Source organism: Arthrobacter sp. AOP36-F1-5 (assembly GCF_058137995.1).
On record NZ_CM176892.1, the window covers coordinates 603203 to 624295 of the forward strand.

The 21093-nt window shown below is 67.1% G+C and carries 18 protein-coding genes, 1 tRNA gene and 1 riboswitch; of the genes, 7 read left to right on the plus strand and 12 right to left on the minus strand.

All coding sequences use genetic code 11. From position 1 onward, the window contains the following. Positions 1-41: 41 nt before the first annotated feature. Complete coding sequence (locus AC3ZI9_RS02770) at positions 42-491, minus strand: nucleoside deaminase (RefSeq protein WP_489924017.1); 450 nt, start codon at positions 489-491, stop codon at positions 42-44. A gap of 80 nt (positions 492-571) precedes the next feature. On the opposite strand from AC3ZI9_RS02770, the gene upp reads away from it, so the two are divergent. After that, positions 572-1210: a uracil phosphoribosyltransferase gene (upp, locus tag AC3ZI9_RS02775; RefSeq protein WP_444554181.1), complete on the plus strand. Its 639-nt coding sequence runs from the start codon at positions 572-574 to the stop codon at positions 1208-1210. Between the two features lie 25 nt (positions 1211-1235). Here the strand turns inward: upp and AC3ZI9_RS02780 are convergent, their stop codons facing one another. Together AC3ZI9_RS02780 and AC3ZI9_RS02785 are read right to left on the minus strand one after the other, a co-directional pair. Further along, positions 1236-2828, minus strand: coding sequence for an ATP-binding protein (locus AC3ZI9_RS02780; RefSeq protein ID WP_489923815.1), 1593 nt, complete (start codon positions 2826-2828; stop codon positions 1236-1238). Continuing rightward, complete coding sequence (locus tag AC3ZI9_RS02785; RefSeq protein ID WP_444554179.1) at positions 2825-3565, minus strand: response regulator transcription factor; 741 nt, start codon at positions 3563-3565, stop codon at positions 2825-2827. The genes AC3ZI9_RS02780 and AC3ZI9_RS02785 overlap by 4 nt, the downstream gene beginning before the upstream one ends. A gap of 601 nt (positions 3566-4166) precedes the next feature. On the opposite strand from AC3ZI9_RS02785, the gene AC3ZI9_RS02790 reads away from it, so the two are divergent. Together AC3ZI9_RS02790 and AC3ZI9_RS02795 are read left to right on the plus strand one after the other, a co-directional pair. Continuing rightward, positions 4167-4979, plus strand: a complete 813-nt coding sequence (locus AC3ZI9_RS02790; protein WP_444554178.1) for a winged helix-turn-helix domain-containing protein — start codon at positions 4167-4169, stop codon at positions 4977-4979. Positions 4980-5059: 80 nt separating this feature from the next. Beyond that, positions 5060-5584 carry a SixA phosphatase family protein gene (locus AC3ZI9_RS02795; RefSeq protein WP_444554177.1) on the plus strand — a complete coding sequence of 175 codons (525 nt, stop codon included), beginning with the start codon at positions 5060-5062 and terminating at the stop codon, positions 5582-5584. 10 nt (positions 5585-5594) lie between these two features. Here the strand turns inward: AC3ZI9_RS02795 and AC3ZI9_RS02800 are convergent, their stop codons facing one another. The 4 genes from AC3ZI9_RS02800 to AC3ZI9_RS02815 form a co-directional block, all read right to left on the minus strand. After that, on the minus strand, positions 5595-6233 hold the full coding sequence (locus AC3ZI9_RS02800) for a TetR/AcrR family transcriptional regulator (RefSeq protein ID WP_444554176.1): 639 nt from the start codon (positions 6231-6233) through the stop codon (positions 5595-5597). Further along, the gene (locus AC3ZI9_RS02805) at positions 6230-8485 is read right to left on the minus strand and encodes a YhgE/Pip family protein (RefSeq protein WP_489923816.1); all 2256 of its coding nucleotides are present in this window, start codon (positions 8483-8485) and stop codon (positions 6230-6232) included. The genes AC3ZI9_RS02800 and AC3ZI9_RS02805 overlap by 4 nt, the downstream gene beginning before the upstream one ends. After that, positions 8482-9129, minus strand: coding sequence for an ABC transporter ATP-binding protein (locus tag AC3ZI9_RS02810; protein WP_444554174.1), 648 nt, complete (start codon positions 9127-9129; stop codon positions 8482-8484). The genes AC3ZI9_RS02805 and AC3ZI9_RS02810 overlap by 4 nt, the downstream gene beginning before the upstream one ends. Positions 9130-9238: 109 nt before the next feature. Further along, a tRNA-Arg gene (locus tag AC3ZI9_RS02815) sits at positions 9239-9315 on the minus strand. A 284-nt stretch (positions 9316-9599) separates the two neighbouring features. Between AC3ZI9_RS02815 and AC3ZI9_RS02820 the strand changes: the two genes are divergently transcribed. The 3 genes from AC3ZI9_RS02820 to AC3ZI9_RS02830 all read left to right on the plus strand — a co-directional run bounded on the left by AC3ZI9_RS02820 (position 9600) and on the right by AC3ZI9_RS02830 (position 13012). Further along, positions 9600-11444, plus strand: a complete 1845-nt coding sequence (locus AC3ZI9_RS02820; protein WP_489923817.1) for a phosphoenolpyruvate carboxykinase (GTP) — start codon at positions 9600-9602, stop codon at positions 11442-11444. 168 nt (positions 11445-11612) lie between these two features. After that, a complete protein-coding gene (locus tag AC3ZI9_RS02825) occupies positions 11613-12140 on the plus strand; it encodes a PadR family transcriptional regulator (RefSeq protein ID WP_444566645.1) in 528 nt (175 codons plus the stop codon). Further along, positions 12137-13012: an alpha/beta fold hydrolase gene (locus tag AC3ZI9_RS02830; protein ID WP_444554171.1), complete on the plus strand. Its 876-nt coding sequence runs from the start codon at positions 12137-12139 to the stop codon at positions 13010-13012. The genes AC3ZI9_RS02825 and AC3ZI9_RS02830 overlap by 4 nt, the downstream gene beginning before the upstream one ends. Before the next feature lie 218 nt (positions 13013-13230). On the opposite strand, the gene thiC is transcribed toward AC3ZI9_RS02830, so the two are convergent. The 5 genes from thiC to AC3ZI9_RS02855 all read right to left on the minus strand — a co-directional run bounded on the left by thiC (position 13231) and on the right by AC3ZI9_RS02855 (position 18852). Beyond that, positions 13231-15030 carry a phosphomethylpyrimidine synthase ThiC gene (gene thiC, locus AC3ZI9_RS02835; protein WP_444554170.1) on the minus strand — a complete coding sequence of 600 codons (1800 nt, stop codon included), beginning with the start codon at positions 15028-15030 and terminating at the stop codon, positions 13231-13233. Then, a riboswitch (TPP riboswitch) is annotated at positions 15027-15134 on the minus strand. (Overlaps the previous gene by 4 nt.) A gap of 87 nt (positions 15135-15221) precedes the next feature. Further along, the gene (locus AC3ZI9_RS02840) at positions 15222-16403 is read right to left on the minus strand and encodes a globin domain-containing protein (RefSeq protein WP_444554169.1); all 1182 of its coding nucleotides are present in this window, start codon (positions 16401-16403) and stop codon (positions 15222-15224) included. A gap of 88 nt (positions 16404-16491) precedes the next feature. Continuing rightward, positions 16492-16932 carry an RrF2 family transcriptional regulator gene (locus tag AC3ZI9_RS02845; RefSeq protein ID WP_444554168.1) on the minus strand — a complete coding sequence of 147 codons (441 nt, stop codon included), beginning with the start codon at positions 16930-16932 and terminating at the stop codon, positions 16492-16494. A 25-nt stretch (positions 16933-16957) separates the two neighbouring features. Then, entirely contained in the window at positions 16958-17440 is a 483-nt protein-coding gene (locus tag AC3ZI9_RS02850; RefSeq protein WP_444554167.1) for a hypothetical protein, read from the minus strand. Continuing rightward, positions 17437-18852, minus strand: a complete 1416-nt coding sequence (locus AC3ZI9_RS02855) for a phosphomannomutase/phosphoglucomutase (RefSeq protein ID WP_444554166.1) — start codon at positions 18850-18852, stop codon at positions 17437-17439. Before AC3ZI9_RS02855 ends, AC3ZI9_RS02850 begins: the two co-directional genes overlap by 4 nt. 98 nt (positions 18853-18950) lie before the next feature. Between AC3ZI9_RS02855 and AC3ZI9_RS02860 the strand changes: the two genes are divergently transcribed. Next, a complete protein-coding gene (locus tag AC3ZI9_RS02860) occupies positions 18951-21083 on the plus strand; it encodes a RecQ family ATP-dependent DNA helicase (RefSeq protein WP_489923818.1) in 2133 nt (710 codons plus the stop codon). Positions 21084-21093: the final 10 nt, after the last annotated feature.

Genomic DNA, 21093 nt, shown 5'->3' on the forward strand with positions numbered 1-21093 from the left:
CTAGCGGACGGTTCGCGGCAGTCCCAAACCGGCAGCTCGGCTCAGCGCATGGAGCGGAAGAAGCCGGTCAGGAGGGACGCGCATTCATCCTCCATCACCCCGGGGAAGACCTCGACCCAGTGGTTCAACCGTGGTTCGCGCAGCACCTCGAACACGGAACCCGAGGCCCCGGCCTTCTCATCCCAGGCGCCGAAGACGACCCGCGGTATCCGGGCCAGCACGATCGCCCCGGCACACATGGCACAGGGCTCCAACGTCACGACCAACGTGCAGTGCGCCAGCCGCCAGCCGTCGTCGTGCCCCGAATCCTTCAGGGCCGCGGCCGCGGCACGGATCGCCAGGACCTCGGCATGGGCGGTGGGATCCCCGCTGGCCTCGCGTTCGTTGCGGCCGGTGGCCACGATGGATCCGTCGGGGCCGATGACGACGGCACCGATGGGCACGTCGGCGGTCGCAAGCGCCGCCCGGGCCTGATCCAGCGCCAGCCCCATCCACCGTGCGTGGTGCGCGTCATCCCGGATCACCCTCCAACCCTAGCCGAGCAGGCGGTTCGTGCTGGTAGTTTTATTCCATGCGCGTACAGGTAGTCGACCACCCGTTGGTGGCCCATAAGGTCTCGGTGCTCCGTGACAAGAACACCCCGTCCCCGGTCTTCCGGCAGCTCACCGATGAACTAGTGACCCTGCTGGCCTACGAGGCGACCCGTGAGGTCAGGACGACGCAGATCGAAGTCCAGACCCCGGTCGCCACGACCACCGGCACCGCCTTCGCCAAACCCACCCCCCTGGTGGTCCCGATCCTGCGGGCGGGCCTGGGCATGCTCGAAGGCATGACCCGGCTGGTTCCCACCGCGGAGGTCGGATTCCTGGGCATGGCCCGCAACGACACGACGCTGGACATCGTCACCTATGCGGAACGACTTCCCGATGACCTCACGGGCCGGCAGGTCTTCGTGCTGGACCCGATGCTCGCCACCGGGGGCACCCTGGTGGAATCCATCAAGTTCCTGTTCGAGCGCGGTGCCTCTGATGTCACCTGCATCTGCCTGATCGCCGCCCCCGAGGGGCTGGACCGGCTCGAAGAGATCTATGGGGATGACCCGAGGGTCCACCTGGTGTTGGGGGCCTTGGACGAGAAGCTGGATGAGAACGCCTACATCGTCCCGGGCCTCGGCGACGCCGGCGACCGGCTCTACGGGTTGGCCCACTAGCGGCTCCGTCGCGAACGGACCCGGCTCAGGGCCCGACGGTCGGTGGCTGTTCCGGCCGCGGAGGCACCTCCACGATCAGGGGCAGACTGACCTCGAAGACCGTGGCCCCCGGTTCGCTGGCCACCGAGATGGTGCCGCCATGGGATTCGACGATGCCGCGCACGATCGACAGGCCCAGCCCCACGGTTCCCTCGGCGCCGGAGCGGGCCCCGTCGCCCCGGGTGAACCGGGAGAAGACATGGGGCAGGAACTCCTGATCGATGCCCTGTCCGTCATCGGTGACGGTGAGGACCGCGTGGTGTCCGTCGGCGGAACGGAAGACCCCGGTTTCGATGGTGGTGCCCTCGACGGTGTGCTTGCGGGCGTTCGAAAGCAGGTTGTTCAGCACCCGGGCCAGCTGCCCAGCATCACCGCGCACGAGCACCGGTGCGTCCGGCAGGGAGAGCCGCCACTGGTGGCTCGGCGCCGCCACCTGGAAGTCCCTGGAGGTTTCCGCCGCCAACCGGGGCAGGTCCACCTCGGCCAGGGTTGGTTTCTGCCCTTCGTCGAGCCGGGCCAGCAGGAGCAGGTTCTCCACCAGCGAGCCCATCCGGTGGCTTTGCGCGACCACGCGGTTCAGTGAGGTGCGTCCGTCGTCGCTGAGGTGTTCGGTGGCGGCGACGAGTTCCGAGTATCCGCGGATGGACGCCAGCGGGGTGCGCAGCTCATGGGAGGCGTCGGCGACGAAGCGGCGCATCCTGGCTTCGGATCGGCGTCGTACCTCGAGCGCCGACTCCACGTTGTCCAGCAGGGCATTCAGCGCGTGGCCCATGTTCCCCGCCTCGGTGCCGGGGTCGGCATCGGGAGTGGCGACACGTTGGGCGAGCCGGACTTCTCCGGCGTCCAGGGGAAGTGCGGCGACCGCACCGGCAACTTTCGATACGCGTTCGAACTGCAGCAGTGACCGGCGCACGATCACCGAGCCGATCAGCCCGATGGCCACGAGCCCGGAGGAGGCGACCAGCAGGATCGTCATGTCCAGGGCGAAGAGCGTGTCCCGGGTGCTCTCCACGGGCAGGCCGGTGATGAGGATGGCGCTCTTGCCATCGGCATCGGCCGTGGAGGGGGCGGCGGTGACGGCCATGAGCCGGTATTTGCCCACGGAGAGGTCCTCGGTCACCGGGGCCGCATCGGGGGTGACCGCGGCCAACTGCTGGGCGTCGTCCTTGTTCAACTGCTGGCCCTCGCCCGTGCGCTGGTCCAGGACACCGCCAATGAGGATGGTGGTCCCGACGATCCGGGCGTTGAGCGTCCCCGAACCTTGGCCGGGGGTGTTCAGCGGGTCGGGCATCTCGCTGCCCTGGCTGCCCTTGCCGCCCTGGCTTCCCTGGCTGCCATCGAAGCTCGCCGCCCGGTTGGAGGCCTGGTGGAGTTGTTCGTCCAGCTGGCTGTAGAGGCTGTTGCTCATCACCGTATGGGTGAAGACACCGATGACCAGGCAGATCAGGGCCAGCAGGCCGATCAAGGAGGCGGAGATGCGCGAGCGCAGGGTCCATCCGTGGGTCGTCGGCGGGGTGGGAACCGGATGGTCCGGTCGTGCCGGGGGAGTCGGGCGCGCCTGGTCGGCGGGGTGGGTCACGGTGCGGGCTTCAGGACATATCCGGCGCCACGCACGGTGTGGATCATGGGCTCCCGCCCGGCATCGATCTTCTTGCGCAGGTAGGAGATGTACAGCTCGACGATGTTGGCCTGGCCACCGAAGTCGTATTGCCAGACGCTGTCCAGGATCTGGTTCTTGGACATGACCCGGCGGGCGTTCTCCATCAGGTAGCGCAGCAGGTCGAATTCGGTGGCGGTCAGGTTCACGACCTGGCCGCTTCGGCTGACTTCACGCATGTCCATGTTCATGCTCAGGTCCCCGACGACGAGCTCGGCGGCATCGGCCTTCGCCGCACCGGAGCGTTCGACCAGCCGGTGCAGACGCAGGAGCACCTCCTCGAGGCTGAAGGGTTTGGTGACGTAGTCGTCCCCACCCAGGGACAACCCCTCGATCCGGTTCTCCACCGCATCCTTGGCCGTCAGGAACAGGGCCGGGACCTCGGGTTGGAAGGCCCGGATCTTCCGGAGGACCTCGGGGCCCTCGAAACCCGGAAGCATCCAATCCAGGACCAGGATGTCGGGGGAGAACGAACGGGCCTCCTGGACGGCCGAGGGGCCGTCCCCGGCCACCTTGACCTCCCACCCCAGCATGCGTGCCCCCATGCTGACCAGTTCGGCCAGCGACGGCTCGTCATCGACGACCAGGGCCCTGATGGGGGTGCCATCGGGGTGTTCCAGCCGCGGAAGCTGGTTGGGGGAGAACTGCGAGTTCGTCATATGTCGATACTCCTCTGCACCTATAGGGCCAAGCTGGGATTCCGCTGTGACCGAGCTGTGAAGCGCTGGTTCCTACAGTACCGGCGGAAGCGGCGGCTGTCCGCACGCCGGCAGCTTCCGCCGGTGGGCGGATAGTCAAGCGTGTGACCCGGGTTCGGCCCTGTCACGCATAAGTATGCGTTGCATGTTTTAGGATCATCAATCGAGTGGCCCATTGATCAGATCGAACAGTCGAATGACGGGTGCATGCCCAGACCGCATGATCCAAAGCGCTCACTTCAGAGAAGTGCATAATGTGAATCACCTCACAAATTCATGAATTTGTCTCAGTATGTGGACAAGTGCGATGAATATTACTTGCGGGTTCGAATTATTACGGCAACACTAGGTCTCGTGAACATCGATCCAGCAGCACTTGCGGCCCCCGGCCCCCGTTGGGGCCATGGTGTCGGACGTGCGCGCAGCTGTTGTCGAATGTCGGCCTAGTTTCTTCCCACCTCCAGAAGATCCGAAGCACGGATGAACCGCACGCCACGACCATGGCGTCGGCCAGCCGAACCAGACAGTTCACCGACTTTTCGCACAGTTAGAGGTTCCACCAATGTCCGTTACGTCCGGATACGTCCACATCTCCATCCGCAACGCCCAGAACCGCGCCGCTGCTGCCCAGCGCCAGGGCGCCGGCCACGGTGAATACGGGGCGCCCCAGGGATATCGCCAGCTGCACGCCGTCCCCTCCCCGCAGGACCACCCGCCGATGACCGCCCCGACCCCGGTCGTTGCCGGCAACGGAACCCCCGGACCGCAGTCGGTGGACCGGGACACCGAGGCCCGTGGATTCGTCCTCTATGTCGGTCTCGACGAGGCGACGGCCCAGGAACAGGGCACGTCGCTGGGCAAGCTGGCCACCCAGGTCCGTGCCTTCCTGCAGACCCTCTCGCCCAACGCCCAGACCCATGCCGCCGTCGCGCTGGCTCCGGCAAACGCCCCCGGGGAGAGCATCGACGTCGTGCGCCAGGCGCTGGGGGACCCCACGGTCGCCCGCCGGCCGCGCGGTGAGGTCATCCGCCACCAGCCGGCCGCCTCGCGTCCCTCGGGAGTGTTGATCGACCTCTCGCGCCGCGAGGTCCACCTGGACGGGGAAACGCTGAACCTCACGTTCAAGGAATTCGAGCTGCTCAACTATCTGGTGGAGAACGGGGCGCGCACCGTCGGCCGCGACGAGCTGCTGAGCAGCCTCTGGCGCAATGCCGAGGAGGTGCCGAATGAACGCACCATCGACGTGCACATCCGTCGCCTGCGCTCCAAGCTGGGACGTCTGGCCAATACGGTACGTACCGTCCGTGGCCAGGGCTACCGCTTCTACGAGCACCCCGAGGTCATCGTCTGGGCCGCACCGGAATACAGCATCTGATTCCTGCTCCATCCACGACGGCGGCGCCTGCTAGAGGGGCGCCGCCGTCGTCGTTCCTGCGTGGCCCCTAAGCTGGAGGCATGAGCCAGCACCACCTGAAACGCCTGATGCTCCTGCGCCACGCCAAATCCGATTTCCCCTTCGGCATCGAGGACCATGATCGGCCCCTGGCCACCCGGGGCAACCGCCAAGCCCCGTTCGCCGGGGCCTGGATGGTGAAGAACGGCTGGGTTCCGGATTCCATCCTGTGCTCGGATGCACTCCGTGCCCGGTCGACCTGCGCCTGGGTGTCCAGTGAGCTGGGGGAGAAGGGCCCGACGCCGTATCTGGATTCACGGGTCTACGGCGCCTCCGCCACGCAGCTGGTATCGGTGATCAACGAAACGCCGGAGACGGTGGGCACCTTGCTGGTGATCGGGCATCTGCCCACGGTCCAGGAGGTGGCCATGGCCCTGGCCTCGGTGGATTCCGAGGAGGAACCGGTCATGGAGCTGGCCACGCGGTACCCGACGCTGGGGCTGACCCTGCTGGAGACGGTCACACCCTGGGCCGAGCTCGATGGCCGTGATGCCCGGGTGAGTGGGTTCGTCGTTCCCCGGGAGTGAGGCCCGCTGCTCAGGCCACGCCGGTGAAGGCGCTGACGGCCTGCACGCAGGTGGCGATGCTCCGTTCGGGGTGGAATACATGGCGGTCGCGTCCGATGATCAGGACCGCCCCGAAGACGGCGGTGGCCATCGCCTCCCGGTCGGTGGCCCCCAGTCCCGGGTGGTTCCCCGTGGAGTACAGGCGGTCCAGTGCCTCCCGGATGACCCCGATGATCTCCCCGCGCAAGGTGGCCAGCGTCTCGCCCCAATCGCTGGGGGACTGCCACTGCTCGCTGATCCACAGTTGGGCGAAGGAGGGGTATTCGTCCATGAATTCCAGGGAGGCGGCCACCATGTCCCGGAAGCCCGAGGCCGGGTCCGGGTCGGCCGTGCCCTTCTCCAGCCGTTCGAAGAGCACATCGGCGCCGAAGCGCATCAGCTGGCCGATCAATTGGGCCTTCGACCCGAAATTATAGTAGACCGTTCCCTTGGAGACCCCGGCGGCGGCGGCGATCTCGTCGACCGTCACCCGGTGGTGTCCCCGGTCGCCGATCAGGTTCATCGAGGCTTCGAAGAGCCGGTGCTTGGAATCGGTGGCCCGCACCCGCCGGCGAGTGGTTTCGGCGAAGTCCGCGGCCTCCTGCAGGGGCTCGCTGAAGGCGGCGCTCATGCCGAGAGCTCCGGATGCAAGGTCTTCAGCGTCCACGTCTTGCCCCGGTGGACCGCGAGGAAGCTCATGAGCAGTCCGATGGCCGCGTAGCCCAGCAGGGCCAGCACCAGCGGGGCGAGTCCCTCGAGCGAGGCCCCGTACATCAGGTGGCGCAGCCCGGTGATCACATGTCCCATGGGCAGCAGGTTATGGGCCACATGCAGTGGCTCGGGGGTGGTCTCCCAGGGGAAGGTGCCTCCCGCGGAGACCAGTTGGAGGACCAGCAGCACGAGCACCACGAGCTTGCCGGGGGTGCCCAGCAGGGCACAGATGCCCTGGACGATGGCGGTGAAGGCGATGCTCGCCATCAGGAACAACCCCCAGGTCAGCCAGGGGTGGGCCGTTTGCAGGCCGAGTCCGAAGAGCACCACGCCGTAGAGCACTGTCGCCTGCAGCATCGACAGGAACACGAAGGGGAGCCACCCGCCGATCGCGATCTTCCAGGACGCCGCATTGGAGGCCAGGGCGCGTTGGGTGACCGGGCGCATGATCTGGACCAGGATGAAGGCGCCGATCCAGACGGCGAGCGTCATGAAGAAGGGGGCCAGGCCCTCGCCGTAGGTTCCTGCGCTGGCCTGGTCCGCCCGATCCACCGAGACCGGGTCGCCGATGACGTTGGAGACCTGCGTCTTTTGCTCGTCGGTGGGGTTGGGGACCTCCTTCGTCCCGTCGCTCAGCTTCCCGGCCAGGGTCCCGGAACCGTCGACCAGTTGGTCGGCACCGGATCCCAGATCGTTGACGCCCTCGCGCAGATCCGCGGTGCCACCGGTCAGGGTCCCGGTCCCCTCCACGAGCGAGGCCGCACCGCCGTCGAGCTTCTGGGCCCCGGCCAGGGCGTCCCGCTGCCCGTCCAGCAGGGTGTTGGCCCCGCTGGCGAGCTTCCCGGAAGCGGCGGAGAGCTGCTGGGCGCCGTCCGCGGCGTCGGAGACCCCGTTGGCCAGGGCCTGTGAGGAGTCCGCGAGGGTATCGGTGCCCGAGGCCAGGGAGCCCAGTCCGCCACTGAGTTTCTTGGCGCCGTCGGCGACCTGGCGGGAGCCGGTGTCCAGTTTGTCGATATTTGCCTTGGCGTTGGCCAGATCCTTCCTGGTCTTCTCCGCCTCCGCGGTCACTCCGGTATCGGCGCCCAGTTTCTTCACGGATTTGCGGGCCTCCGCGGCGTCTTCCTTCGTGATGACGTCGTCCTTGATCAGCTGGTCCACGGTGCCGTCCAGGCGGGACTGGGCGTCCTTCTCCAGGGCGGTGATGGTATCCGCAGCGTTGTCGACCTTGGCGCTGAGCTGTTCATTGCCGTCGGCGACCTGTTCCGCGCCGGCCGCCAGTTCCTTGCCGGCACTATTGGCCGAGGCGGCACCATCGGCGAGTTGGCGGGTCTTCTGTGGCAATTGGGCGGTCTTGGACTTCATGGTGCCCAGCCCCGAGGCAAGCTCGTCGGCGCCTCCCTGGAGCTGGCCCGCCCCGTTGGCCAGCTTCCCGGTCCCGGCGACCAGCTTCTGCTGCCCGTCGATCAGGGAGGAGGTCCCGCTCTTGAGCTGACGGGCCCCGTCGTCGAGCTTATTCGCGCCGGAATCCAACTGCTTGGCCCCGTCGGCGAGGGTTCCCACGCCCTCGTCGAGCTTGACGGTGCCATCGTGGAGTTCATCCGCCCCGTCGGCCGCCTTGGCCATCTGGGAGTGGATGCGCCCGAAGCCGGTCAGCAGGGTGTCCGCGGTTTCGGTGCCGACCTCCTGGGCGACCGTGTTGTGGACCTCCCCGGCGAGCTTATCGGCGAAGGTGCCGACCATGTAGTTGTTGGCGTCGTTGGTGGTGACCTCCAGGATCGCCTGTTTCGCGGCGTCGAAGTCCTCGGGGGAGGCGAGGTTCTTGGAGAAGTCGGCGGGGATGGTCATGGCGAAGGCGTATTCGCCGGTCCGCACCCCTTCTTCGGCGGCTTCCTCGGAGTCCACGACGTTCCATCCGAAGGTCGCGTCCTCCAGCAGGGACTCCACGACCTCGTCCCCGACGTGCAGGTCCTTGCCGTCCTGCTGGGAGCCCTGGTCCTCGTTGACCAGTGCCACCTTGACGTTGTCCAGGTTGGAGTACGGATCCCAGTTCGCGTACAGGTACAGGGCGCCATAGAGCAGGGGGACCAGGGTCATGGCGATGATCGCCATCCACGGCAGGACGCCGCTGGTCATGCGCTTGAGCTCGGACAGGGCCAGGCGAAGGGTGGTCATTCGGGGGACTCCGTGGGGTGGGGGAGGTTGTTGGCGCCGGCTTCGGCCACCGGTCCGGTCCATTCATCGGGGACGGTGCGGACGACGGCGACGATCGCCGGTTGGCGGCGGCCGGCTGCGGTCTGTTCCAGATGGGCGACCCATTCACCGTCGTTGATGCCATGGCGATCGGGGGTGTCGAAGATCAGCAAGGAGGTGTCGTGCCCCTCCAGGGCCAGATGCGTGAGGATCCTCTGGCGGTCCAGGGGATCGATGGCGTCGACGAATTCACCGGCCAGGTGGGTGATGCGGTGGCGTTCGAGCCATGAATCGATGCTGCTGCGGCGCCAAAAGGGTCCGGGGTGCAGGGCCAGGTCCTCGGAGACCAGATCCCTGACCTTCAGGTGGGCCTCGGGTTCGTTGATCTCGGGGGAGTCGACGAGCATGCTGATGCCACGGACCGTGTCCAGGGCGGGGTCGCCTTCCCAGGCCACCGTGCCGGCGTCGGGGCGCATGCGGGCGCTGAGGGCCAGGGCCAGGGCGGTGCGGGTGGTCTGTGGTTCGGCGTGGACCAGCAGCAGTTCGCCGGAGGCGACCTTGAGGCTGGTGGGGTCCAGGAGCGGCGCGTGGCGGCCCTTGATGGATAGTTCGTCGGCGATGAGCACTTCACCATGCTAATCGAACTGACCGGTCAGTTCAATTAGAGGCGTCGTGGTTCTCGTCGCATGAGGGGGCGGGCACAAAAAAACCCCGTCGAAACGGGGTTTTTTCGTATGGTGCGCCCAAAGGGATTCGAACCCCTGACCTTCTGTTCCGTAGACAGACGCTCTATCCAGCTGAGCTATGGGCGCTTGGTCTGCGACACCGCCGCTGACCTCGAATAACTATACAGACAGTTGGCGGCGTCGCAAAATCGGGGCCGGCCTCGACCGGGTGGCCCCCGGGGAGCCTCAAGTCAACTATACCGGTCTACGTGATCTTAGTCACAATAGGGTATGGTGAAACCCCGAGAATCCGCGGATGGACGGCGGTCGAGTCCCCGACCGGGGAGGGAAGCGATCCGCGTCACCTCCGGAGCGGAGCGGCCCCGTCCTAGCATCGAGGGACCAGTACAAGCCCAATGGAGGGAATGGACATGAGCGAGCGCTCCGATCAAACGGTCCTCGACGCAGAGCGTCAGACCGCACCGACGACCCACGCAAAGCTACTGGCCTGGGTCGGCGACATTGTGGAGCTCACGCAGCCGGAGAGTGTCCACTGGGTCGACGGGAGCCAAGGGGAGGTCGACCGCCTCACTGGCGAGCTGGTCGACGCCGGGACTCTCGTACGACTGGATGAGGCGAAGTTCCCCAATTCCTTCGCCGCCTTCTCGGACCCCAAGGATGTGGCCCGGGTCGAAGAGCGGACCTTCATCTGTTCCCAGGACGAGCAGGATGCGGGGTTCACCAACAACTGGATGGACCCGCAGGAGATGAAGTCGATCCTCAATGACCGCTTCAGCGGTTCGATGCGGGGACGGGCCATGTATGTCATCCCCTTCGTCATGGGTCCCCTTGATGCCGAGCACCCGCAATTCGGCGTGGAGATCACCGACTCCGCCTATGTGGTGGCCTCGATGCGGGTCATGGCACGCATCGGTGATGACGTGCTGGCCAAGATGGAAGCCACCGATGCCTTCTTCGTCCCGGCCGTGCACTCCGTCGGAGCCCCGCTGGCAGCCGGAGAGGCCGATGTCGCCTGGCCGTGCAACCCGGAGAAGTGGATCGTGCACTTCCCCGAGGAGCGGGCCATCTGGTCCTACGGCTCCGGGTACGGCGGCAACGCCCTGCTGGGCAAGAAGTGCTTTTCGCTGCGTATCGCCTCGGTCATGGGGCGGGACGAGGGGTGGCTGGCCGAGCATATGCTCATCCTCAAGCTCACCAGCCCCGAGGGCAGGAGCTACAACGTGGCGGGGGCATTCCCCTCCGCCTGCGGCAAGACGAACCTCGCCCTGCTGGAGCCGAGCATCGAAGGCTGGACCGCCGAGACCCTGGGCGATGACATCAACTGGATGCGCATCGGCAAGGAAGGCGAATTGCGCGGGGTCAATCCCGAATACGGGCTGTTCGGCGTCGCACCGGGGACCGGGTGGAGCACCAACCCCAACGCCATGCGCGCGATCACCAAGGGCAACTCCATCTTCACCAACGTCGCATTGACCGATGACGGCGGGGTCTGGTGGGAAGGGATGACCGACGAGGTGCCCGAGCACCTGACCGATTGGCTCGGCAACGACTGGACCCCGGGCTCCGGGACGAAGGCGGCGCACCCGAACTCGCGGTTCTGCACCCCGATCGACCAGCTCGATATGCTCTCGAAGGAGTTCTACAACCCCGAGGGCGTGGAGATCCACGCCATCCTCTTCGGTGGACGGCGCAAGACCACCATTCCCCTGGTGACCGAGGCCAGCTCGTGGACCAATGGCGTCTTCATGGGCTCCACGCTCTCCTCGGAGACCACGGCGGCCGCGGCCGGTGCCGTGGGCCGGGTGCGTCGGGACCCGATGGCGATGCTGCCCTTCATCGGGTACGACGCCGGTGACTACCTCAAGCACTGGGACTCCATTGAATCCAAGGCCGATCCGGCGCGTTTGCCGCGGATCTTCCTGGTCAACTGGTTCCGCCGCACCCCCGAGGGCGGATTCGCCTGGCCCGGGTTCAGCGACAACTCCCGCGTGCTGAAGTGGATCGTCGAGCGCATCGAAGGCACTGCGGACGCCCAGGAGACGCCGATCGGCATGGTGCCCACCGGCGACTCGATGGATCTCAGCGGCCTGGACTCGTTCACCGCCGAGGACCTCGAGGTGGCCGTGACGGTCGACCCGGAGGAGTGGAAGCGCGAACTGGCGGATATCGAGGAGTGGTACGCCAAATTCGGGCCCTCCCTGCCGCAGTCCCTGCAGGATGAGCTGGACGGGCTGAAGCAGCGCCTGGGCGCCTAGCCGGTTCCACCGCGAGGAGCACCAGGGGCGGGAACGTCCAGCGGACCATCAAGGATGGCCCGCTGGACGTTCCCGCCCCATATCCCTCAGCGGGACCGCCCGGTGGCGCGGAGGCACACGCTGGGCCGATAGGCGATAGTTCACCTAGCAGGCTGGCATGATGGACACATGATCCTCGCACGTTTGATCCTCGGGCTCCTGAGCTTGTCGCCGATGACCGGCTACGACCTGAAGAAGCATTTCGACTCGAGCATCAACCACTTCTGGAATGCCGATAAGGCACAGATCTACCGCACCCTGGCCCAACTGGTGGACCAGGGCCTGGCCACGGTCCGGACCGTTCCGCAGGAGAACTACCCGGCGCGCCAGGAGCACCACATCACCGAGGCGGGGCGGGCGGCTTTGCAGGACTGGCTGACCGGAACGCTGGACCGGCAGCCCGCCCGTGAGCCCTTCCTGGGCCGGATCTTCTTCTCCGGGGAGCTCGAGCGCCACGAGGTCCTGGAACTGCTTGCGGCACGTCGCACCGAGGCCGAGGACCTGCAGCGGTCCTACCGGGCCCTGCGCGCGGAATTGGACGAGGCCGCCCTGGCCGACCGACGCGGCTACCTGATGGCCGCCACGCTGGACCACGGCATCGCCCACGTCGGTGCCGAACTGAACTGGCTCGACTCCGTCGAAGGGAATCTGCCATGAACGAAAAGCCCACGGTGCCTCCCTCCGTCGGGGAACGCCCCGATCCGGCCGGCTACCCGGAGATCCACCCCCCGGTGCGTCCCCGCACGGACGGCAAACCAGCCCAGACGCTGGTCTTTCTCCATGGCGGCAACGTGGCCAACTGGATGTGGGATCCCCAGGTCAAGGCCTTCCCTGCCTATCGGATCTTCACCCCGCATCTGCCCGGGTTCGGCGGCCGGGCCGATGAGGACTGGCGCGGGCTCGATAGCGCCGCGGATGACGTCGCGGCCTTCATCGCCGAAGAGATCGAGGACGGCCGGGTCCACCTGGTTGGCCAGTCCCTGGGCGGCGTCGTGGGCCTGCGTGTACTGGCCCGGCATCCCGAGCTCTTCGCCAGTGCCCTGTTCACCGGGGCAGGGATCCGGCCGGTGGGGGCGGGAACGCGGTTATCCACGGCGGCGCAACTGCGATTAGGGGACGCCGAATGGTTCTGGAAGGTCCAGGCCGGGGCCTTCGGGATTCCCGCGAACTCCCGCAGGCTCTACTCCGAACATGGGCTGACCCTGCGTCCGGACAACATGAAGGCGATGCTGGACGAGGTCCAGGCGGGCGGCCTGCCCGACGGGCTGGGGGACTACACCGAACGCCTGATGATGGTCGCCGGGGCCCGTGAACCGGCCCTGGTGCGCAAGGGATTCGCCGATGTGGCCGCGGTTCGCCGGGACACGGTCTTCCGTCTGGCCCCGGGGCTGCACCATCAATGGAGCGTCGAGGATCCGTTGTTCTTCAACGCGATGGTCCGCGCCTGGATCGAACGCGGTGAGGTCCACCCCCGGCTCGGGCGGGTTCCCGGGCTCCACCAGGCAGACCCGGATCCCGCTGGAGACTGATTGGTCTGGATCGCGGTCTCCGCAAGGCTTCGCTGCGTCAGGTGCGGACGCGCCGTATCACCTCCGGGCCGTGGACGGCTACATGACATAGTCCATATACCGACGACCGCTCCGGGCAACCGCCTGCGTTCCTGCCAGGGGAGCAGCTGCAGAAGTTGCCCGGAACGTTGGAGGCGCCCGTTGCCTCCCGTGCGGACGCCGTCGTCGTACCCGGTGGATCAGTCGGTGCCGTTGCCGACGGGGATCGTCGCCTGGAGGTAGATGCTGGACCCCGAATCCGCGAATTCACGGCTCTTCGCCTGCAAACCGGCTTCGATGTCATCGGCCAGTGCCCGTTGGCGTTCGGTTCCCCCGAACTCCTCGCGGATGTCCTGGGAGATCCGCATCGAACAGAACTTCGGCCCGCACATGGAACAGAAGTGCGCGGTCTTGGCCGGCTCCGCAGGCAGCGTCTGGTCGTGGAACCGCTGGGCCGTGGCCGGATCCAGACCCAGGGCGAACTGGTCGTTCCAGCGGAACTCGAAGCGCGCGGCCGACAGGGCATCGTCGCGGGCCGTCGCCCCGGGATGCCCCTTGGCCACATCGGCGGCATGCGCGGCGATCTTATAGGTGATCACCCCGGTCTTCACGTCGTCCTTATCCGGCAGCCCCAGATGCTCCTTCGGGGTCACATAGCAGAGCATCGCCGTGCCGTAACGGGCGATCTCGGTGGCCCCGATGGCGCTGGTGATGTGGTCGTAGCCGGGGGCCGTATCGGTCACCAGCGGACCCAGGGTGTAGAACGGCGCCCCGTCGCAGAGCTCCTGCTGACGCTCGACGTTCTCGCGGACCAGATGCAGCGGGATATGTCCGGGTCCTTCCACCATCACCTGCACGTCGAACTGCCAGGCCCTGCGGGTCAACTCGGCCAGGGTATCGAGCTCAGCGAACTGGGCGGCGTCGTTGGCATCGGCCAGGGAGCCGGGGCGCAGCCCGTCACCGAGGGAGAAGGCGACGTCGTAGCGGGCGAAAATGGCGCAGAGCTCGTCGTAATGGGTGTAGAGGAAGTTCTCCTGGTGGTGGGCCAGGCACCACCCGGCCATGATCGATCCACCGCGGGAGACGATGCCGGTGACCCGGTCGGCGCTCAAGGGCACATGGCGCAGCAGCACCCCGGCATGAATGGTCATGTAGTCCACGCCCTGTTCGCATTGCTCGATGACGGTGTCGCGGAAGATCTCCCAGGTCAGTTTCGATGCATCCCCATCGACCTTCTCCAGCGCCTGGTAGATCGGCACGGTGCCGATGGGCACCGGGGAATTGCGGATCAGCCATTCGCGGGTGGTGTGGATGTCATCGCCGGTGGACAGGTCCATCACCGTATCGGCGCCCCATTGGGTGGCCCAGGTGAGCTTGTCGACCTCCTGGGCGATCGAGGAGGTGATGGCCGAGTTGCCGATGTTGGCGTTGATCTTGACCAGGAAGGCCTTGCCGATGATCATCGGCTCGGATTCGGGATGGTTGATGTTCACCGGGATGATCGCCCGTCCGGCGGCGACTTCGCGGCGGACCAATTCGACGTCGCAGTTCTCGCGCAGCGCCACATAGCGCATCTCGTCGGTGAGGGTGCCCTGTCGGGCGTAATGCATCTGCGTGACGGTACGCCCCTGGTGCGAGCGCCTCGGTACCGGGGTCGTGCCGCTCCATTCTGCCGAGGCGGCCCCGCGACGCACGGCGGACCGGCCGTCGTCGTGCAGGGTGCGTTGGCGACCGGCGTATTCGGCGGTGTCACCCCGGGCGGTGATCCATCGGGTGCGCGGACGCGGGAGGCCGACGGTCGGTTCGGAGCCCGGACCGGCGGTCCGATACGCCAGATGGGGCTCGTTGGCGCTGCCGTCGGGGGAATCCGCCAGGCAGATCGCGGTGACCGGGACCCGCAGGCCGTGTTCCGGATCCTCGATCCACTGCAACCGGTGCTGTGGGTGCTGTTCCCACGCGGTGGCGGACGGGGTGGTGGGTTTTACTGTGGAATCGCTCATTTGAGCCCTCAACTTCCTACGCCGGCATGACCCGGACAGGTTCGACGGTCGCGAGCGGTGGCAGCTCGATCTCAGCCCCTCCTGGGGCACCCGTGTGGACGTTGCGAGCGTAACGGAGCGGCCCGCGATCTGGCTAATCCAGTTCGCGGGCCGCTCCGGTGTGGCGCCCCTCCGGGGCAGCGGGCTCGTGCCTAGGCGGCAAGCCAGAGGTCGGGACCGAAGACCTCGTAGTGGATGTTCCGCGGGGCCACGCCGGCGGCGATGGCCTGGCTGCGCACCGCACGCATGAATGGCAGCGGACCGCAGAGGTACATCCGGGCATCCTCGGGCAGCTCGACGCCGGTCAGGTTCATGAACCCCTCGACGGCCTGCAGGTCCGCGGTGGTGCCGGTGGTGTCCTCGAGCCACAGGCGCATCTCGACGTTGGGCAGCTGCTCCACGGCGGCGAGCATCTGGTCCTTCAGCGCCCAGTTCGATTCCATGGCCTCGGCGTGGAGCACCAGCACCTGGCGGTCCGACCCGGTGGAGACCAGCGACTGCAGGGCCGAGGCGCTCGGGGTGCACCCGATGCCGGCGGTGGCGATGATGATCGGCCCGCCCTCCATGTCCAGGGTGATGTCACCGTAGGGGTTGGACAGTTCCACGACGTCGCCGACCTCGAGATTGCGGTGCATGAAGGGGGAGACCTCCCCGCCTTCATCCAGCTTGGTGGTCAACACCCGCTCGGTGGTGGATTCGACGTTGTCGGAGAGGGAGTACTGGCGGCACTGGCGCAGCCCGTCGGCCAGCGGCACGCGGATGCTCACGAACTGGCCGGGCTTGGCCACCGTGACGGCGGTGTCATCGGCCGGCTCGAAGCGGAACGTCATGCAATCCTGGCCGGAAGCCTCCGTGGAGGTGACCTTCCATGGGGCGTAGATCCGGTCGTTGGCCTGTTCGGCGTAGAGGCCCTTTTCGATCTTGACCAGGGCGTCGGCCATCAGCCAGTAGACCTCGGACCAGGCGGCGACGACCTCTTCGGTGGCTGCTTCGCCCAGATCCTCGGCGATGGCCGCGAACAGGTGGTCGAAGACGATCTGGTACTGGTCGGGCTGGATGCCCAGCGACGTGTGCTTATGGGCGATGCGGGACAGCACTGATTCGGGCAGCGATTCGGGGTGTTCGATCAGGTGGGAGGCGAAGGCGGCAATGCTGCCGGCCAGGGCCTGTTGCTGGGCTCCGTTCTTCTGGTTGGCGCGACTGAACAAGCCGTCCAGGAGTTCAGGACGTGCCGCAAACATCCCGGCATAGAACTTCTTGGTGATCTCACCGATCCGTTCGCCAATCACGGGAAGTGTCGCCTGGACGACGGGGCGGGACGTTTCTGAGAGCATCGAATCTCCTCGAGGTCGAATTACTTGCGTCTGATCCGCAAGTATTATGATACATTTCTACACCTTGTAGAAAACTGGGGCAAATCGGCTATCGCGAGATGGGAAAAGGAAGGGGGACCAGCGCCGGGGAGGACGCCAGATCGCGGATCGACCAGTGGTCCAGCTCCTGGTAGAAGGCCTCCTGGGCGCGCGCCAGGGCTGTGCGGAGCCGGCAACCGGCGATCAATGGGCAGGCGGCCGTGCCGTCGTCGGTGGTGCACTGGGCGAGATCGCCCTGCCCCTCGAGGCTGCGCAGCAACGTGCCGGCGCCGAGGGACAGCCCCGATTCGTTGATCTGCACGCCACCGGTGCGCCCGCGTTTGACGTCGATGTGTTTCAACTGGCCGAGCTTGTGCACGGCCTTGGAGACCTGGTTGTAGGGGATGTCGATTGCCTCGGCGATCTCCCGGGTCCTCAGCAGGGGATCGGACCGGGCGGCGAGCAGCATCAGGATGCGCAGGCACACATCGGAAAAGGCGTTGATCTTCATGATGTCGACGCCCGGTCCCCACGGATCAGGCCCAGATCCTCAAATCAGCTGGTTCGGGGGTGGGCTCCTGGAAGGTCCACTCGCTGCCTTCGGCGGCGGGGGAGGCATAGGGCTGGATGATGGCCACTGCCCCGCCGAGGCTGTGCTCCGCTAGGGCATGGACGGCGTCGACATCCTCCTGCAGCAGGGTCACATCGGAGACCAGGGCCACGGCCACGAAGTTCTCACGCTGACCGATCAGCAAGGTGACCAGGTCATCCATCATGACTTCGGCATCGATATCCGCTTCGGGATCCTCGTCGTCCTCATCGGGTTGGACCGCCAGCAGGCGCAGTTCCCCTTCGGCCTCGCCGTCGGGCTCCAGGCCGATGGCGAAGGGCAGGAAGACCCCGTTGGTTTCAAGCTGTTCGCGGGCGACGCCCAAGGCGGTGCCGAGCACCTTGTTCAGGTCCTGGTGGGCGGCCTCACCGAGTTCGGCCAGCCGGTTTTCCGTGGGGTTTTCGCTCATGCATTGCTCCTGACAAGGGTGAGGACCGCGTCGCGGACGCGTTCCATGGTCGGGGTGTCTACGGCTTCCCCGTTATAACGGAGGAAGGGTTCGGTGTTGGAGGGGCGGAGGTTGAACCAGAAGGATCCGTCCGTGGCCTTCACCGTGGTGCCGTCCAGCCTATCGACCACCGTCTCCGGGGTCGAAAAGCTCTCCAGCACCCGGGCCACGGCCGCGTCCTTGTCCTCGACCTCGGAGTTGATCTCGCCCGAGGAGAAATACGGTTCGTATTCGGCGGCCAGATCTCCCAGGGCACGGTCCTGGGAGCCGAGGGCGGCCAGCACATGCATCGCGGCGAGCATGCCGGTGTCCGCGTTGTAGAAATCGCGGAAGTAGTAGTGGGCGCTGTGTTCGCCACCGAAGACGGCCCCCTCGGCGGCCATGACCGCCTTGATGAAGGAGTGGCCCACCCGGGTGACCACCGGCCGTCCGCCGTCGTGTTCCACCAGTTCGGGGACCGCGCGGGAGGTGATGAGGTTGTGGATGATCACCGGGGTCTGCTCGCCGGCGGCCTGCGCCCGGGCGATTTCACGTCGGGCCACCAATGCGGTCACCGCCGAGGGGGACACCGGAAGACCCGCTTCGTCGATGACGAAGCAGCGATCCGCGTCGCCGTCGAAGGCCAGACCGATATCGGCGCCGTGTTCGAGGACGGCGGCCTGCAGGTCCTTGAGGTTCTCCGGTTCCAGCGGGTTCGCCGGGTGGTTGGGGAAGGTCCCGTCCAATTCGAAATACAGCGGCACGATCTCCAGTGGAAGGGCCGGCAACAGGTCATCGCCCAGGACCGCGGGAGTGGTCATGCCGGCCATCCCGTTGGCGGCGTCGACGACGACCTTCAGCGGGCGGATGCCCGAGAGGTCGACCAGGGAGCGCAGGTAGGCGGCGTAGTCCTCCAGCACGTCCCGGGTGCTGATGTCCCCCTGGGGCGCGTCCCCGGAGACCGGCAGGCCTTCGGCGAGGTAGGTCTGGGCCAGATCGCGGATCTCATACAGGCCCGTATCCGAGGAGACCGGCACGGCACCGGCCTGGGCCATCTTCATGCCGTTATAGGCCGCGGGGTTGTGGCTGGCGGTGAACACGACGCCGGCGGCATCGAGTTGGCCGCAGGCGAAGTAGAGCTCATCGGTGGAGATCAACCCGAGCAGGCAGACCTCGGCCCCGCGGTAGGAGGCCCCGCGGGCGAAGGCGGCGCTGAAGGCGGGGGAGGAGGGGCGCATGTCACCGCCGACGAGGACCTGTTTGCCGGCCAGGGACAGGACGTCGACGAAGGCGGCGCCCACGGCCTCGACGATCTCCTCATTGATGGTTTCGCCGACGATGCCGCGGACGTCGTAGGCCTTGAAGGAAAGGGAAAGATCAATCTCGCTGCTCACGGGGTCGAGCTTAGCCGTTCGGGGCGTATCCACGCGATCATCCAACCACTCCACCGGGTCGGTGCCCATGCGTGGGTGGTCGCTGGGATACTGGGTCCATGGTTGAAACGCGGAACTCACAATTGCATGACGACGCCACTGCGGTCCTGCGCCGGCTGGTCGGAAACGACGGGGCCCGATTCCACGAGGGGCAGTTCGAAGCGATCGAGGCCCTCGTCGAGGGCGGCCGTCGGGCCCTGGTGGTCCAGCGCACCGGCTGGGGCAAATCCGCGGTGTATTTCGTGGCCAGCCTGCTGCTGCGTGCCCGCGGCGCGGGGCCGACGCTGATCGTCTCCCCGCTGCTGGCCCTGATGCGCGACCAGGTCGCCGCCGCGGCGCGGGCCGGGGTGCGGGCCGAAGCGATCAACTCGGCCAACGCGGTCCAATGGCAGGAGGTCATCGCCAAGCTCGAAGCCGATGAAGTCGACGTCCTGCTGGTCTCGCCCGAACGGCTGAACAACCCTTCCTTCCGCGAACAGCAGCTCCCCGAACTGATCCGCCGGATGGGCCTGCTGGTGATCGACGAAGCCCACTGCATCTCCGACTGGGGCCATGACTTCCGGCCCGACTACCGGCGGATCCGCGATCTCATCGCCGCCCTTCCGGGAAACGTGCCGGTGCTGGCCACCACCGCGACGGCCAACGAACGGGTGGTCCACGACGTGCAGGAACAGCTGGCCGTCGGAGGCGCGGAGGTCTTCACCCTGCGCGGACCGTTGGCCCGCAAATCGCTGCGGCTCGGGGTCCTGCGGTTGCCGAGCCCGCGTTCGCAACTGGCCTGGTTGCTGACCCATCTGGCCGATCTGCCCGGCAGCGGCATCATCTACACCCTGACCGTCTCGGCGGCCGAGGACATCACCCGACTGCTCCGGGAGGCGGGGCACGACGTGCGCTCCTATACCGGGCGGACCGACCCGGAGGAACGCGCCGCCTCCGAACAGGCGCTGAAGGAGAACCAGGTCAAGGCGCTGATCGCCACCAGTGCGCTGGGGATGGGCTTCGACAAACCCGACCTCGGATTCGTCGTCCACGTGGGCGCCCCCAGTTCCCCGGTCGCCTACTACCAGCAGGTCGGTCGTGCCGGCCGTGGAACCGACAACGCCGATGTGCTGTTGCTGCCGGGGCCGGAGGACCGGGAGATCTGGCGGTACTTCGCCACCTCCTCCATGCCGGACGAGGAACGGGCCCATGCCGTGTTGTCCGAATTGGAGGCGGCCGGAACGGCGGTCTCGGTCCCGGCCCTGGAGGCCCGGGTGAACCTGCGCCGTTCCCCGCTGGAACTGCTGCTCAAGGTCCTGGCCGTGGACGGGGCCGTCGAACGGGTCGCCGGGGGATGGGCGCGCACCCGCGAACCCTGGGCGTACGACGCCGCCCGGTATGCCCGGGTCGCCGCCGCCCGCGTGGACGAACAGAATTCGATGTTGGAGTACGAACGCACCACCGGGTGCCGGATGGAGTTCCTCTCCCGCGTCCTGGACGACCCTGCGGCGGCACCCTGCGGCCGCTGCGACAACTGCGCGGGCCCCTGGTACCAGGACTCGATCGGTGACGAGGCCCGGGACCGCTCCCAGGCGGCCCTGGGCCGGGTGGGGGTCCAGGTCGATCCCCGGGCGATGTGGCCCGGCGGCATGGACCGCCTCGGGGTCCCGCTGAAGGGAAAGATCAAGCCCGCGGACCAGGCCCGTCCCGGCCGGGCCCTGGCCCGGCTGACCGATCTGGGCTGGGGGGCCAGATTGCGGACCCTGCTCTCGACCCCCGTCGACGAGGCCCCCGACGCAGCCATCGAGGACGCGATGCTGCGCGCCTGCGTGCAGGTGCTCTCCGAATGGGATTGGGCCGAACGGCCGGTGGCGGTGGTCAGCCTGCCCTCACGCACCCGCGGTGAACTCGTCGGCTCCTTCGCCCGCGGGATCGCCGGAATCGGCAGGCTTCCCTATCTCGGGGCCCTGGATTATCCGCACGGCGGACCTCGGGGGGCTTCGGGAGGCAACAGTGCCTTCCGGCTCGCCGCCGTCTGGGGGCAGTTTGCCGTCGGGGACGAACTCGCCGGGGAACTGGCGGCACTGGACGGCCCGGTCCTGCTCATCGACGACTACGTCGATAGCCGGTGGACCATCACCGAGGCCACCCGGGTGTTGCGCGAGGCAGGGGCCGACGCCGTCCTGCCCTTCGTCCTGGCGGTCTCCGCCTAGGGATTGGACC

What these genes read in the sequence shown, in the direction of transcription:
- AC3ZI9_RS02850 (WP_444554167.1), bottom strand. Translation starts at nt 17,440, where the DNA reads ATGAGCGAAAACCCCACGGAAAACCGGCTGGCCGAACTCGGTGAGGCC.
- AC3ZI9_RS02770 (WP_489924017.1), bottom strand. Translation starts at nt 491, where the DNA reads ATGGGGCTGGCGCTGGATCAGGCCCGGGCGGCGCTTGCGACCGCCGAC.
- AC3ZI9_RS02800 (WP_444554176.1), bottom strand. Translation starts at nt 6,233, where the DNA reads ATGAGCGCCGCCTTCAGCGAGCCCCTGCAGGAGGCCGCGGACTTCGCC.
- thiC (WP_444554170.1), bottom strand. Translation starts at nt 15,030, where the DNA reads ATGAGCGATTCCACAGTAAAACCCACCACCCCGTCCGCCACCGCGTGG.
- AC3ZI9_RS02805 (WP_489923816.1), bottom strand. Translation starts at nt 8,485, where the DNA reads ATGACCACCCTTCGCCTGGCCCTGTCCGAGCTCAAGCGCATGACCAGC.
- AC3ZI9_RS02795 (WP_444554177.1), top strand. Translation starts at nt 5,060, where the DNA reads ATGAGCCAGCACCACCTGAAACGCCTGATGCTCCTGCGCCACGCCAAA.
- AC3ZI9_RS02785 (WP_444554179.1), bottom strand. Translation starts at nt 3,565, where the DNA reads ATGACGAACTCGCAGTTCTCCCCCAACCAGCTTCCGCGGCTGGAACAC.
- upp (WP_444554181.1), top strand. Translation starts at nt 572, where the DNA reads ATGCGCGTACAGGTAGTCGACCACCCGTTGGTGGCCCATAAGGTCTCG.
- AC3ZI9_RS02840 (WP_444554169.1), bottom strand. Translation starts at nt 16,403, where the DNA reads ATGCTCTCAGAAACGTCCCGCCCCGTCGTCCAGGCGACACTTCCCGTG.
- AC3ZI9_RS02790 (WP_444554178.1), top strand. Translation starts at nt 4,167, where the DNA reads ATGTCCGTTACGTCCGGATACGTCCACATCTCCATCCGCAACGCCCAG.
- AC3ZI9_RS02845 (WP_444554168.1), bottom strand. Translation starts at nt 16,932, where the DNA reads ATGAAGATCAACGCCTTTTCCGATGTGTGCCTGCGCATCCTGATGCTG.
- AC3ZI9_RS02820 (WP_489923817.1), top strand. Translation starts at nt 9,600, where the DNA reads ATGAGCGAGCGCTCCGATCAAACGGTCCTCGACGCAGAGCGTCAGACC.
- AC3ZI9_RS02860 (WP_489923818.1), top strand. Translation starts at nt 18,951, where the DNA reads ATGGTTGAAACGCGGAACTCACAATTGCATGACGACGCCACTGCGGTC.
- AC3ZI9_RS02825 (WP_444566645.1), top strand. Translation starts at nt 11,613, where the DNA reads ATGATCCTCGCACGTTTGATCCTCGGGCTCCTGAGCTTGTCGCCGATG.
- AC3ZI9_RS02830 (WP_444554171.1), top strand. Translation starts at nt 12,137, where the DNA reads ATGAACGAAAAGCCCACGGTGCCTCCCTCCGTCGGGGAACGCCCCGAT.